Below are 13,908 nucleotides of genomic sequence, written 5' to 3' on the forward strand. Positions count from 1 at the left end.
CATGCGCCTTACTGTCTTGGTCGGCTTTGATCTGGCTCAACCTATTGATTTTATTTCGTTAGCTCAACGAAAGGCCCTCCCCGACCGAAGTCAGGGAGGGCCTTTCAGAAGGTCAGATCCGAAGGTCAGGGTTCGGAGCGACCCTCATCCCCTTCGTCGAACAGGCGGAACTCGTGCCACAGCCCGTTCAGGACGCCAAACGCCACGGCCAGTCCAAGGCCAAGGATCCAGGCGAAATACCACATCAGTTTCTCTCCTTAGTCTTAGTACAGGTCGGGGTTGGTCTTCAGCGCCGTGGTCGTCGAGCGACCGAACATCACCTTATAGACCCACGCCGTGTAGATCAGGATCAGCGGCAGGAAGACTACCGTGCAGCCCAGCATGATGAACAGGGTCAGATGGCTGGACGAGGCGTTCCACACCGTCAGGCTGGAGTTGGCATCCGCCGTCGACGGCAGAATGAAGGGGAACATCGAAGCGCCGACCGTGGCGATGATACCGGCAGCCGAAGCCGACGAACCACCGAAAGCCAGCACTTCCTTGCGCGACTTCATGCCGATCAGGGCGATCACAATACCGATGAAGCCCAGCGCCGGAGCCAGCATCATCCACGGATACTTGGCATAATTGTCCATCCATGCCCCAGGAGCGGCGACCATGGCCGTACGCAGCGGGTTGGAAGCACCGTTGATGTCCACCTCGCCCGCATAGCGGAAGCCCATATCGCCAAATGCGATGAACAGGCCACCGACCGCGAACAGAATGACACCCAGCGCACCGGCCACAAAGGCGATCTTGCGGGCGCGTTCCTGTACCGGACCAGCTTCAGCTTTCAGGCCCAGCCATGCGGCACCGTGCAGAACCAGCATCGTGACCGACAGCAGGCCAGCGACCAGAGTGAACGGCGTGAACAGGCCCAGCAGGCTGCCGTCATAGAAGGCACGCATCGTGTCATCCAGACGGAACGGCGCACCGGCCAGCACATTGCCCATGGCCACACCGAACACCAGCGCCGGTACAAAGCCGCCGATGAACAGGCACCAATCCCAAAACGAACGCCATTTGGCTTCCGGTCGCTTGGAGCGATACTTGAAGCTGACCGGACGCAGGATTAGCGCCGACAGCACCAGGAACATGGCCAGATAGAAGCCGGAGAAGCTGACGGCATAGACAAACGGCCATGCGGCGAAAATCGCACCGCCGCCGAGGATGAACCACACCTGGTTCCCCTCCCACGTTGCGCCCACGGTGTTGATCACCATGCGGCGCTCTTCATCCGTCTTGGCGACGAAGGGCAGCAGGGCACCGACGCCGAGGTCGAACCCGTCCGTCAAGGCAAACGCGATCAGCAGAATGCCAACCAGCGCCCACCAGATCACGCGAAGCGTGGCAAAATCGAGAAGCAGTTCCATCTTCGCTTATCCTTCCTGAGCAACCATCGGGGCGTCTTCGTCCTCGAACAGCGCCTGTTGTTCCTGCTCGTGGAACGGGCCCTTCTTGATGGTGCGAACGATCAGGCCGACTTCGACCACCGCCAGCGCGCCATAAAGAACCGTGAAGCCGACAATCGTGGCCCACAGCTGCGGAACCGTCAGGCTGGATGCGCCAAGGAAAGTCGGCAGAACGCCTTCAACGGCCCACGGTTGACGGCCCACCTCGGCGAGAACCCAGCCGAACTCGGCCGCAATCCACGGCAGCGGCATGGCCAGTACTGCCAGACGCAGGAACCATTTGGTCTCGTGCTTGCGCAGGGTGCACAGCACGAAGGCCGTCGCGAACAGGCCGATCATCAGGAAGCCGATGCCCGCCATCACGCGGAACGACCAGAACATCACCGGCACGTTCGGCACAGTGTACCAAGCCGCTTCCTTGATCTGAGCGGGGGTGGCCATGCGCGGATCTTCGACAAAACGCTTCAGCAGCAGGCCATAGCCCAGATCGTTGCGGACCTTCTCGAACTCGCCGCGTGCAAGCATGTCGGTCGGATCGGCCTTGATCTTTTCGAGTTGGTCGTAAGCGACGACGCCACGCTCGATACGGTCTTCGGAAATGGCGACCAGTTCGAGGATACCGGCAACCGGCTTATCGACGCTGCGGGTCGCGATCAGGCCCAGCACATAGGGGACCTTGACCTCGTAATGGGTCTGGCGATCCTTCAGGCTCGGGAAGCCGATGGCCGTCAGCCCGGCAGGGGCTTCCTCGGTGTGCCACATGGCCTCGAGCGCCGCGAGCTTCATCTTCTGGTTATCGGTCAGGGCATAGCCTGACTCGTCGCCCAGAATGACGACCGACAGCGACGAGGCCAGACCAAAGGCTGCCGCCACCGTCATCGAACGCTTGGCAAAGCCTTTGTGCTTGCCCTTAAGCATGTAGATGGCCGAGACGCCCAGCACGAAGACCGATGCGATCACATAGCCCGCCGAAACCGTGTGCACGAACTTGGCCTGTGCGACCGGATTGAACAGCACCGCCATGAAGTCCACGACTTCCATACGCATGGTGTCGGGGTTGAAGGCGGCACCGACCGGATTTTGCATCCAGCCGTTGGCGATCAGGATCCACAGGGCCGACAGGTTGGTGCCCAGTGCCACCATGAAGGTCACAAACAGGTGGGCGTGCGGCTTCAGCTTGTCCCAGCCGAAGAACATCAGTCCCACAAACGTCGCTTCAAGGAAGAAGGCCATCAAACCTTCGATGGCCAGCGGCGCACCGAAGATGTCGCCCACATAGTGGGAATAGTAGCTCCAGTTCATGCCGAACTGGAATTCCATGGTGATGCCCGTGGCGACGCCCAGCACAAAGTTGATGCCGAACAGCGTGCCCCAGAAACGGGTGATCGTCCGCCAGATCGGACGACGGGTCATCACATAGATCGACTCCATGATGACCAGCATGAAGGACAACCCCAGTGTGAGGGGCACGAATAGAAAGTGGTATAGCGCCGTCAGTGCGAACTGAAGGCGCGATAGGTCCACGACCGCAAGGTCGATCATGACTAAGGCTCCTGACCGCCGATGCATGTCCATCGGCATTGCAGCTGCCCTAGCTCAGGGTTGAATAGTCCGCCTTGATCTCGATCAAAGCCAACTTATGCGCGCGCGGGTTAGAAGTGGGTTCATCGCGTACGCACGGCCTTTGCGGAGGCTCGCAAGGATATCCATGACCGACACCCTGCCCGACAGTCGCGCCACGGCACGCTGGCTCAAGTCCGCAACTAACGACTGGAAACGGCCGATGCAGGTCGTGGGTCTGCTCACGCTTGCGGATGCCCTGCCAGCCATCGGCTTTGCTGCTGGTTTGGGCTGGGCCATGGGTAGAGCGATTGACGCGGCAGCAGGATCTACCCCCGTTCTGTCTGCGGTCGCACCGGGTGCCGCGCTCGCGGTCGGCAGCTTGGTTGCCAGAGGACTTTTGGCCCAGTTTGCAGCGGGACAAGCGGCCAAGGTTGCGGGGACCGTCAAAACGGGACTGCGTCAATCGCTGGCCCCCGCAGTGTTTGTCGGAAAGCTGTCCGACGGCGCAGCCATGACGGCCTTTATCGAGGGCATCGATGCGCTGGACGGCTATTTCGCCAAGTTCGCTCCCGCGCGATTTGCAGCCGCTATAGTACCTCTGGTGCTGATTGCCGCAGCCGCGATTGCAAGCCCGTTCGCTGCGGGCATTCTGCTGTTCACCCTGCTCCCGTTTGTGATCGGCATGGCGCTGACCGGCATGGCGGCTGCAAGCGAAAGCCGCCGTCAGTTTCAGGCGATGGAGCGTTTATCCGGTCTGTTTCTGGACCGCATACGCGCCCTGCCAGCCATTCTGGCATTCGAGGCCGAGGGCTCCCAAACCCGCACAATTGCCGGTGCCTCCCACGCTTTGGCCGTGCGGACCGCCCGGGTCCTGCGTGTAGCCTTCCTGTCGTCGGCGATACTGGAGTTCTTTTCGGCGCTCTCGGTCGCGCTGGTCGCCGTCTATTGCGGCTTTAACCTGCTGCGCATTCTACCGTTTCCTGCGCCCGACACCCTGACTTTGGGTAAGGCCTTCTTCCTGCTGGCCCTCGCACCGGAGGTCTATCAACCCATGCGACGCCTCGCAGCCGCCTATCACGAACGGCAGGCCGCAGATTCCGCCGTACCCGCTCTGCAAGCGCTGGAAGCCGCCAAGCCTACACTAGACCGCAAGGCTATATCCCTAACCAAGGCTCCGGCTATCGCGTTTGAAAGCATCGCCATCACCTATGACGGTGCTGCACCTGTCGTGCAGGGCTTCACCCTCGACATCGCTGCTGGACAGACCATTGCCCTCGTCGGCCCCAGCGGGTCGGGCAAATCCAGCCTGCTGCACAGCCTTTTGGGTCTGGTCCCCGTCGGCGCGGGCACCATCCGCGTGGATGGCATCGCCCTGAGCGCCGAACTCGATCTGGTGCCTTTTGTCGCCTATGCCGGACAGGCCCCCATGGTCGTGCCCGGAACTGTCGAGGACAATATCCGCCTCGCCTATCCTGCCGCTACGACGCGCCAGGTGATGCAGGCCGCCGCACAGGCCGGTCTATCGGGCGACCTCAGCCGCGTCATTGATGAACGCGGTGGCGGCTTGTCAGGGGGCGAGCGTCGACGCCTCGGTCTGGCGCGCGCCTTCCTGAAACCTGCCCCTATCCTGCTCCTCGACGAGCCGACGGCCCATCTGGACACTGCGTCCGAACGCGCCCTCCTGCCCGTTCTCAAAGACGTGGCACGCGGCCGAACGACGTTGATCGCGACCCATAGCGACGAGATTGCCCGTCTGGCCGACCGTGTGGTGTCCCTATGAAGCCGCCTGTGACCAGCCGCCCGTCTATCCACGACCTGATCCGGCAACAGGAGAAGGCCCAGTTCGGCCACCTGCTGGCCGCCAGCGTCTGCGCAGCCGCTGTCGCGGTAGCGGCCGTTGTCCTGTTGGGACTATCGGCGTGGTTCCTGACCGCATCCGCCATCGCAGGTCTGGGCGGCCCGCTGGTCGCCAAGGCGTTCAACTATATGATCCCCAGCGCCATGATCCGGCTGTTGGCGATTGTCCGGACCGCGGCCCGCTATGGCGAACGCGTCACCGGCCACAATGCGGCGCTCCACGCACTGGCAGCCCTGCGCCCCCAACTGTTCGCGGCCATCGCCCGCTCGGACAAAGGACAGTCGCTGTCCAGCGGCGAGGCCTCGGCACGACTGATGCAGGATGTCGATGCGGTCCAGAACCGGTTCGTGCGCCTGTCTGCGCCGTGGGGCGCCGGTGCCGGCATCGCAGCGGGCGTCATCACCTGCGCATTTGCCGGCTGGCCGGTGGCTTTGGGCGTCGCCCTGATTGGTCTAGCCTACATCGTTTGCGCTGTCCTGCTGGCCAAACGCGTGACCCAGGAGGCAGGACGACAGGTTCGCACCACCGCAGGCCAACTGAAGGACACACTCTCCAGCCTCTCTGCGGCCGCCCCTGAACTGCGCGCCTATGGCATGTCGTCGTGGGCGTGCGATCGGGTCAATGCGGACGCCGTTCCCTATGTCGAGGCACGCGAAAAGCTGGCGAGAGGTACGGCGTGGCTAGCCCTCGTCCAGAGCCTCGCTATGGCAGCATCGGTGGTCCTCGTCGTCCTGACCACCGCATCGGGATCTGCGGCTCTGATGGCGCTGGCCTTGTTAAGCGCCATCGCGGTGCTGGACGCCTGCGGCACGCTGGTCGGCGCTATCGGGCAGCGGGGCGAGGTCGAGATGGCCACGGCACGTCTGGATGCCCTGATGGCTACGGCAAAATCCTATCGCGCCGACGAACGCGTTCAATCGTACATCGATATCAAGGGCCTCTCTCCCTTGCGTCCGCGCAGCCGCCTCGGCATCTGCGGTGCCTCGGGGGCGGGCAAGTCCACCCTTGTCGAACAACTGATGAAGCTGCGCTCCGCGCCCGAAGGTCATCTCCGCATGGGCGGGCACGACCTGTCGCGCCTGTCTCCACAACGGGCGCGGAGCTTGTTCGCCTATGCTGCGCAGCAGACCCATTTCATCAATGGCAGCGTCGCGGACAACCTGCGACTGGCCGCCCCGAACGCCACCGATGCCGAATTGTGGAGCGCTCTCGAGCGCGCCTGTCTGGATGTTCGCATCCGGGCATCAGGATCGGGCTTGGCGATGCCCACGGGCGAAAACGGCAACGCTCTATCAGGCGGCGAGAGACGGCGCCTCGGCTTGGCGCGGGCGTATTTACGCCCTGCTCCCTTCCTCATTCTGGACGAACCGACCGAGGGACTGGACGCGGCAACAGAGTGTGAAGTCATCAAACACCTGCGCGCCCATCTGGCGACGTCGGGTCAGGGCCTGATCCTTATCAGTCACCGGTCCCACCCCCTCACCCTCTGCGAAGAGGTCGCTCAAGTCAGCGGCGTGAACTCTGATGGGAGCGTAAAACTGACGGTGATCCACGCGCACAAAAATTCGGGTACGCAGAGCTTTGCTATTTGATCTGTCTCAAGGCGCGAACCTGGAGCGGGAATAGGGTCTGGGCAAAGGAGATTTGCACATGACCGCTTCCGCTGCCCTCGCTGTTTTCCCGATCATCGGTGCCTTCACCCTGTTCATGATCGTGCTGGGGGTCGTCTCGGTCTGGAGCAATCAGACCAAGTCTGAATAGGCTCGCGCCGATCCCCTTTGTTTCTCTTCCTTGCAAGGGAAAGGGCCACGCAGCTTTTGCCGCGTGGCCCTTTTTCTGTTCCGGCCTTAGCGCTCTCTGAGAGCTTCCTTGGCCTTGTTCAGAGGCTTGAGCAGATAGCTCATAACGGTACGACGACCCGTATTCACTTCTGTCTCGGCGACCATGCCCGGTATGATCGGCATGCGACGCCCGTTGCGCGTTTGCACATACGCGTTCTTGGTGCGGACATAGACGCGATAGTATTGGATACGCTTATCGTTCTCATCGGTGATGGAGTCCGCCGAAATACGCTCGACCGTGGCGGGCAGCTTCCCGTAGATCGAGGAATCAAACGCGGTGATCTTCACATTGGCGGCCTGCCCCGGATGGATGAAGGCGACGTCGCGCGGGCTGATCCTCGTCTCCACCAGCAAGGTGTCGTCCAGCGGCACAATCTCCATGAGGGCACCACCGGCAGGCACAACGCCGCCAATCGTGGTCACACGCAAATCATTCACCACCCCGCGGGCCGGCGAACGGATGATGGTGCGGCGCAGTTGATCCACACGGCTCACACGCACATCTTTCAGGGGGTCCAGTTCGGAGATCGTCTGGCTGTATTCCTCGCGAATACCCACGGCATACTGGCTGCGTGTGGCACTGATACGAGTGGTTAGTTCGGCAATCTTCTGGCGGATTTTCAGGACTTCGAGCGGATTGGCCGCGCCAGATTTCAGATAGGGCTCCACCGTCGCCAGTTCCTCGCGGGCCAGTGCCAGTTCGCGTTCCAGACTGGCGACATTATCGCGGAAAGCGCGCTGATTGGTTGTTAGAGCCGCTTGCTCGCGCTCGCGGGCTTCGGCTGACAGAACAACACCCTCGGGCACCACCAACTGGCCAACGCCGCGTGTCTCAGCCTCCAGTCGTGCAGCGCGCGCTTGAAGCGCATCGATGCGGGAGTCTGCCTCACCGACCAGAGATTCCGCCTGAACGGGGTCCAGCGTCACCAGATGTTCGTCGCGTTCGACCACATCGCCTTCCTTGACCTTCAACTCCTTGAGGGTCCCCGGGTCGAAGGTCTGGATAATCATACTGCGCGTGGACGGGACAACTTTGCCCTGCCCGACAGCGACCTCGTCGATCTGGGCGAACGATGCCCATACGGCAAGCGTAACAAACGCCGCCACGATGACCCAGACGATCATGCGTGAACGCATCGCCACCCCTTTAGGAAGTTAAAACACCCGCTTATTCGCCACGGCCTTGCTCCTTCACTTGGGTGGAGCCCTGATTTGAAAGGGCGGCAATCACCTTGTCTTTCGGGCCGTCCATTAGGATGCGCCCCTGATCGATCACGATCAGTCGGTTCACCAGCGACGTAACGGCGGCACGGTGGGTCGAGACGATGAGTGTGCGATCACCCAACCATGCATCCAGCCTCTGAAGGAACTCGCGCTCCGTCACGTCATCGAACGCGGCGGTCGGTTCGTCCAGAATGAGGATTTTCGGATCGCGCAACAGCGCACGTGCCATCAGTACAGCCTGACGCTGACCCGAAGACAGACCCTGCCCGCCTTCGCGCACGATAAGGTTCAGTCCTGCAGGCTGGGACAGCAGTATCTTGTCCGATCCCAGCATGGTCAGGGCCTTGTGGATGTCCTCGTCCGTCGCCTGGGGCACGCCGATCTTGATGTTCTCTTTCAGCGTTCCAAAGAACAACGCCGAGTCCTGAAGCACGGGCCCGATCGCCTGCCTCAAATCGAACGGCGCGTAGGCCTGTATGTTCGCGTCATCCAGCATCACCTTGCCGACCTGCGGGTCGGAGGATCCGGCCAGCAACCGCAGCAAGGTGGATTTGCCCGCACCGATCTTACCGATCACTCCGACACGCTCGCCCGGTGCAATGTTCAGGCGCTCTACCGTCAGGGCGACCGGCAGTTCAGGGTCGTAGGTGAAGCGTACGCCCTCCACCCGATACTGACCCTTGATCTTGACGTTGCGCAGCTGACCATCGCCCAACTGGTCGGTAGGCAGTTGCAAAAGCTTGTCCAAGCCTTCCTTGCTGACCTTCGCGCTTTGCAGCCGGCCCAAGAGCAAGGCGATCTGGGAGATGGGCGCAATGGCGCGGCTGGTCAGGATGGAACAGGCCAAGATGGCACCGAAGGAAATCTGCTGGTTGAACAGCAGGTACACACCCATCGTAACCACGCCGATGTAGGCGAGTTGCTGGATGGAGGCGCTCCAGATTTGCAGTCCGTGAACAATGCCGCGCTGTTCGACATTGACGCGCGAAGTCACGTCGTTGACCTGGTTCCAGCGATGGCGGAACTGGGTTTCGGCCTGCAGGTTCTTGATGTCCTCGGCGCGCAGGACACTCTCCATCAGGATCGTGTTGCGCAGAGAGGATTCCATCGCCGTCTTGCGGGACAGCTCGGCCAGTTTGCGCTGGTACAGAAGGCCCGGCAGCGCGACGATCGGGATAGCCAGCAGCGGCACGATCACCAACGGTCCGCCCAGCAACCAGATGATGAACAGGAATACGACGAGGAACGGCAGGTCCAGCAAGGCTCCCAGCGTCGTCGACGTCAAAAGGTCCCTCACCTGCTCCAGATCTCGCAGCTGCGCGATCAAGGTGCCCGGGGCGCGAGGGCGCGCATCGTTACTGATCGCCAACATGTGGGCGAAGAAGCGAGACGAAACGGCCAGATCGGCCTCGCGGCCTACCTGATCGGTGATCGTGACCCGCGCCTTGCGCAAGATGAAGTCGAACACCATCGCAACGGTCACGCCGATAACCAGAACCCACAGAGTATTGGTTGAGTGCGCAGGAACAACACGGTCCCAGACCTGCATCGCAAATAGCGAGGTAGCGATACCCAGAAGGTTGCTGACGACTGCAGCCAATGACAGATCAAGGAACACGCGCCGGTGCTCGCGGAAAACATCCCACAGCCAGTTGCGCGGTTTGGTGACGACGTGTTCCGCAGCCAGACGTTCGCGAACCGCCGCGAGAGGCAGAAGGGTGAAGGCGCGGTTGCTGCCAACACCCGAAGCAAAGCTGGACCACTTATCCGCACTGATCTCGCGAACAGTACGCCCTCCCTCGCTGAACTCGACAGCATGGTAGTTGGTGCCATCAAAGGCGGTCACCGCCCAGCTTTGGGATACGCCAAAGATAGCCAGAGGCAACTCGGCTGCATCGGGACGCTTGAGCCCTCCGACCGAGAAGGCCCTCACTTCGAACCCCTGCCCCTGTGCAAACTGACCAAGCACTTCATCCGCCGAGCGGGTGGGCTCGGTGGCACAAACATAGGCCAGTTCGTCTGTGGCGAAATTACCCCCGCCGGCCTCGGCGGCATGACGGAAAGCCTCGATCTTGTGATCTGTTTCAGTAGTCATCGGCCACCGCCTCCCCTGCTGGGAATTTCCAACGTGCTGATCAATTGCCCTTGTACGCCGAGGAGTTCTGCGACGGCGCTAAGTTGATCTGCGCGCGCCTGCAGTTGATCGACACGGGATTGATAAATTTCACGTTCGATATCAAAGACTTCGGTAAGTCTACGTTTGGACAGGATGTACTCCTGCCAATAAAGATCGCGCGCGTTTTCCAACACCGAGACCACTTCGCCCGATCCGCCAAGGCGATTTGTCGCCTCGGCACGCTGACGTGTTAGAGCCACCACAGCCATATCCAGCCTGAGCAGCTCGGACTGGTAACGCGACGCGGCTGCTGAGCTGGCCGCCTCTGCCGCCGCGATCTGATGACGCGCGCCTCCGCCGAGCGCCACCCGACCCGTCAGGAAAAGGCCGAACTGGGTGCGATTGTCGAACATCGAACTGTCCTGGCCCGGGCGTCGGTCATCCATCAGATAGCTACTGTTGGTCACGCCAATGCTGACACTGGGATAGCGGTTGGCCCGTGCGCCCCGCACCTCGTCGCGTGTCGCATCCCATTCGGACCGGGCAGCAGCAACCACAGGAACGTCGTCTGCACTATCGACGCTAGGTGTCTGAGACGCGCGTAACATTGCTGCGGTTTCGTCGAATGTTCCAACCGGCTGGCCTTCCGTGGAAGACATCAGGTGGATGCGGTCCTCGGCCTGCTCCATTTGGCTGCGAACCTGATCGCGCTGAAGATTGGCCCGACTGATAGACACATCTGTCCGTCGCAGATCCGAGACATCCGCCAAGCCGGCGGCGATACGCATTTCGATGCGTTGGCGTATGCCACCCAGCTGCTCGATGTGCTCGTTGGCGGCTGCCAGCGCGTCGCGCCAGAGCGCGTATTGGAGATAGGCGTTGACCAGATCGAGGGCGATCAGTTCTTCCTGGTTCTCGAACAGATGCCGGTACTGCACGGTGCGGTTCGCGGCGGCGCTGCGGCGCGCTTTGATCTTGCCAAAGTCGTAAACCGGCACGCGCCCGCTGATATTAAGCTGGAGGATCGCATCCCTATCGCTTTGCGGATTGTATCCAGGCTGAAGCGAGTATTCGATGACAGGACGGCCATCGGAGCGAACGATGCGTTCCTCGGCCAGCCGCTGGTCGATCAGAGATGCGCTCTGCCTTAAAGCCGGATGCGTCCCGATGGCCGAGGCCACCGCTTCTCTAAGACCAACCAGATCTTCCGACGGCGCTGGCGAAACCGTGATGGCAACCGGCTCTGCGACCTCCTGCGCCAAAACAGCATTAGAGATCGCCGCGACGCTTACCGACATGGCTAAGATCGCAAGCAAGCGCTTATTTTTCATACGGTAAATCGCCCGCTAAACAGGATTGACGAATACATAGCCACCACCCATTCGTATAGTATTAATCATGTAATAAATACTAACGACACCCAGACACCTTGCTCCCCTAACCAGACAAGACGTTTGGCAGATAAAGCTGTACTGTAGTTACCGTTTGATACCGATTTCGGTTCCAGCGGATAAGTAAAATTCCTTATCCGCTAAACTGCATTTCCTCGGCCATTCCTGATGAAGTCAGTGAAAGCGCTATGGTCCGCGCCTGATCATCATAGGCATCAAAAGAATACGGCTACCATTCGGTAAGAATGGTAGCCGCAATCTCTGGACCGGATCGGGCGGGTTAGCCGCCGATCACGATCTGGTGGTTCGCCAGCAAGGTGGCCAGATCCACGTCCACACCGTTCAGTGTAACGAGCGCAGTCGGGGCATAGGCTCCGCCGGCACCATCACGGTCCAGCATCAGGGTGGTGTTGCCACCCGACCGGACAACGGACAGGTACGCTCCGATGGTCTCACCGGCATCAATCGTGGCGACACCATTGATGTAGTGGGCAGGACCATCGGCGTCCGCAGTATAGCCAATCAACAGATCAGCCAGATCGATGCGATCCGCATTCGGGGTCGCTTCGAAGGTACCGACCTTGAAGCCGAATACCTGGTCATGGCCGTTGCCACCGGTAGCGTCCGCGGCCGTCAGCAGATCATAGATCAGCGTGTCCTTACCGCCGTTCAACAGGTTGAAGGTGTCGTTGCCACCGCGACCGTTGAAGACGTTGTCCGCCGCATTGTCGGTGAAGGTGTCAGCACCGTTAGCGCCGCTGATACCCTCGATGTTGACGTAGCGATGGTTGCCATAGCCGGTGTTCTGGATACCGGTATTCGACAGGTTCACGGTGATCGCGGTATTGCCCGCCGCCTTGTAGTCGACGACATCGATACCGCCGTCAGCCAGCCAGACACGGCTGCCCGACACGATGACCGAGCCCCCCGCACCGTTGTAAACGTCGTTACCGCGCGAGGCCATGAAGGTATCGTTATAGCCGGTACCCAGCACACCTTGACCACGGTTGGCGTCGAACTGGCCATTGCCGTTTTCAGCGGTCAGAACAGTCGCATCCCAGGCATTACCGGTCCGCAATCCGCCCCACGCGGCGTTGATACCGCCAATACCCGTGGTTGCCGTTTGACCACCATTACCAGCCGCAGAATTGGAGTAGAATACTCCAGTCGTCCAAGCCGCTTGGATGGCAGTCAGATTATAGCCACCGAAGTCTCCAGACCCAACGTGAGCTGCATTCCCGCCGATATTGCGAAGCAGTTGGACGGTATAGGTCTTGGATTGATCGAGGCCATAGAAGCTCACCAAAGCAGACGAGTCATTGGTCTGTTGGCCAGCTTGCGGGTTGATGATCTGGGTCGCCACCAACTGACCCGTAGCCTGATCGTAGAGTTTGACCAGGTTACCGAACAGCGAGTTGATGCCCTCTTGGTCCACGATGCGGAAGTGAAGCACCCCGGTGTTGGCACCGTTGTTGATGTTAGCGTCCTTGTTCTCGACGTAGTACGTACCTGCACCCGTCGTGAACGCCATGATGTCCTTATCGCCATCCCAGTCGATATCGGCGGCGATGAGACCGCTGAAACCACGACCCGATCCAGGGGTAGCTCCAGCACTCCACACACCCTTGGAGACGGTGGTTCCATTGGTCCACGCCTGAGCGGCAGCGAAGCTGAAGTTGTTCGCGCCTGTCGACGTGTTCTGGAAGTAGGACATCTGCTTGGCAGCGATGCCGACATCACTGGTGGTGATCAGGTCCATCTTGCCGTCGCCGTTCCAGTCGACCGACACAGAACCACGGTGAGTATTACTCATTCCCGTCCAGGCCAGGATACTCGTCTGGATACCAGTTAGCGCATTCGCAGCTGTGGCGTTGAAGGAGCCATTGTCGTTCCGCAGCAGGCCGCGCTCGGCATTGAACATATCCAAGTCACCATCGCCATCAAAGTCGGCAAAAGTGACACTGGAGAGAACATAGCCAGCGCCGGTATCAGTGAACACGGTCTGTACAATCTGACTGGTATTCAAGGCACCGTTACCGGCATTCTTGATCACAATCAGATCATTCGTCCCGGTATTGACACTGTTGAGGTACCCTTGGACGCGGAAGATGTTACCACCCGAACCCACGATATCCACGGTACCGTTTCCATCCAAGTCAGCCGTCGCAACGTGACCTGACAACTGGTCTTGGTTGACGTTGCTGATTACGCCAGTCAGCGCTGCTACTTGCAGCTGATTGGCTGCGTTGCCCGTGCTGGTATAGGCGTTGTCCTGGTGGAAGTAGGCCGTACCGCCCATGAGGCGGTCGTTCATAACGAACGACGAGTCTAGGCCTTCGCGAGCCGTACCATCGCCGTACGCCGTGTCACCCACGACCATGTCGGCATAACCATCCCCGACCTTGTCGAAGGCCGCCATACCACCATTGATAGTATAAACAACCGCCGCATAAGCGTCATTAGT

9 protein-coding genes are annotated in these 13,908 nt (G+C 60.4%); 2 read left to right on the forward strand and 7 right to left on the reverse strand.

Annotated elements, in window-relative coordinates; translation table 11 throughout:
* Window positions 1-125: 125 nt before the first annotated feature.
* Genes cydX through LOX95_RS09870 form a run of 3 tightly spaced genes read right to left on the reverse strand, consistent with a single transcriptional unit; the run spans window position 126 to window position 2,990 of the window.
* Window positions 126-245, reverse strand: a complete 120-nt coding sequence (cydX, locus tag LOX95_RS09860; protein ID WP_181543479.1) for a cytochrome bd-I oxidase subunit CydX — start codon at window positions 243-245, stop codon at window positions 126-128.
* An 18-nt stretch (window positions 246-263) separates the two neighbouring features.
* Window positions 264-1,412 carry a cytochrome d ubiquinol oxidase subunit II gene (cydB, locus tag LOX95_RS09865; RefSeq protein ID WP_242914315.1) on the reverse strand — a complete coding sequence of 383 codons (1,149 nt, stop codon included), beginning with the start codon at window positions 1,410-1,412 and terminating at the stop codon, window positions 264-266.
* Between the two features lie 6 nt (window positions 1,413-1,418).
* A complete protein-coding gene (locus LOX95_RS09870) occupies window positions 1,419-2,990 on the reverse strand; it encodes a cytochrome ubiquinol oxidase subunit I (RefSeq protein WP_242914396.1) in 1,572 nt (523 codons plus the stop codon).
* A 169-nt stretch (window positions 2,991-3,159) separates the two neighbouring features.
* Between LOX95_RS09870 and cydD the strand changes: the two genes are divergently transcribed.
* Both cydD and LOX95_RS09880 read left to right on the forward strand, forming a co-directional pair.
* Complete coding sequence (gene cydD, locus LOX95_RS09875) at window positions 3,160-4,794, forward strand: thiol reductant ABC exporter subunit CydD (RefSeq protein WP_242914316.1); 1,635 nt, start codon at window positions 3,160-3,162, stop codon at window positions 4,792-4,794.
* Window positions 4,791-6,464: an amino acid ABC transporter ATP-binding/permease protein gene (locus LOX95_RS09880; RefSeq protein ID WP_242914317.1), complete on the forward strand. Its 1,674-nt coding sequence runs from the start codon at window positions 4,791-4,793 to the stop codon at window positions 6,462-6,464. The genes cydD and LOX95_RS09880 overlap by 4 nt, the downstream gene beginning before the upstream one ends.
* 255 nt (window positions 6,465-6,719) lie before the next feature.
* Here LOX95_RS09880 and LOX95_RS09885 read toward each other — a convergent pair whose 3' ends face one another.
* The 4 genes from LOX95_RS09885 to LOX95_RS14330 all read right to left on the reverse strand — a co-directional run bounded on the left by LOX95_RS09885 (window position 6,720) and on the right by LOX95_RS14330 (window position 12,408).
* Complete coding sequence (locus tag LOX95_RS09885; RefSeq protein WP_242914318.1) at window positions 6,720-7,850, reverse strand: HlyD family type I secretion periplasmic adaptor subunit; 1,131 nt, start codon at window positions 7,848-7,850, stop codon at window positions 6,720-6,722.
* Between the two features lie 31 nt (window positions 7,851-7,881).
* Window positions 7,882-10,032, reverse strand: coding sequence for a type I secretion system permease/ATPase (locus LOX95_RS09890; protein WP_242914319.1), 2,151 nt, complete (start codon window positions 10,030-10,032; stop codon window positions 7,882-7,884).
* The gene (locus tag LOX95_RS09895; RefSeq protein WP_242914320.1) at window positions 10,029-11,384 is read right to left on the reverse strand and encodes a TolC family protein; all 1,356 of its coding nucleotides are present in this window, start codon (window positions 11,382-11,384) and stop codon (window positions 10,029-10,031) included. Before LOX95_RS09895 ends, LOX95_RS09890 begins: the two co-directional genes overlap by 4 nt.
* A gap of 340 nt (window positions 11,385-11,724) precedes the next feature.
* Entirely contained in the window at window positions 11,725-12,408 is a 684-nt protein-coding gene (locus LOX95_RS14330; protein ID WP_427846583.1) for a type I secretion C-terminal target domain-containing protein, read from the reverse strand.
* Window positions 12,409-13,908: the final 1,500 nt, after the last annotated feature.

The organism is Brevundimonas pishanensis (assembly GCF_022750635.1).
GTDB classification, from domain to species: Bacteria; Pseudomonadota; Alphaproteobacteria; order Caulobacterales; family Caulobacteraceae; genus Brevundimonas; species Brevundimonas pishanensis.

What these genes read in the sequence shown, in the direction of transcription:
- cydX (WP_181543479.1), bottom strand. Translation starts at nt 245, where the DNA reads ATGTGGTATTTCGCCTGGATCCTTGGCCTTGGACTGGCCGTGGCGTTT.
- cydB (WP_242914315.1), bottom strand. Translation starts at nt 1,412, where the DNA reads ATGGAACTGCTTCTCGATTTTGCCACGCTTCGCGTGATCTGGTGGGCG.
- cydD (WP_242914316.1), top strand. Translation starts at nt 3,160, where the DNA reads ATGACCGACACCCTGCCCGACAGTCGCGCCACGGCACGCTGGCTCAAG.
- LOX95_RS09880 (WP_242914317.1), top strand. Translation starts at nt 4,791, where the DNA reads ATGAAGCCGCCTGTGACCAGCCGCCCGTCTATCCACGACCTGATCCGG.
- LOX95_RS09885 (WP_242914318.1), bottom strand. Translation starts at nt 7,850, where the DNA reads ATGCGTTCACGCATGATCGTCTGGGTCATCGTGGCGGCGTTTGTTACG.
- LOX95_RS09890 (WP_242914319.1), bottom strand. Translation starts at nt 10,032, where the DNA reads ATGACTACTGAAACAGATCACAAGATCGAGGCTTTCCGTCATGCCGCC.
- LOX95_RS09895 (WP_242914320.1), bottom strand. Translation starts at nt 11,384, where the DNA reads ATGAAAAATAAGCGCTTGCTTGCGATCTTAGCCATGTCGGTAAGCGTC.
- LOX95_RS14330 (WP_427846583.1), bottom strand. Translation starts at nt 12,408, where the DNA reads ATGGCCTCGCGCGGTAACGACGTTTACAACGGTGCGGGGGGCTCGGTC.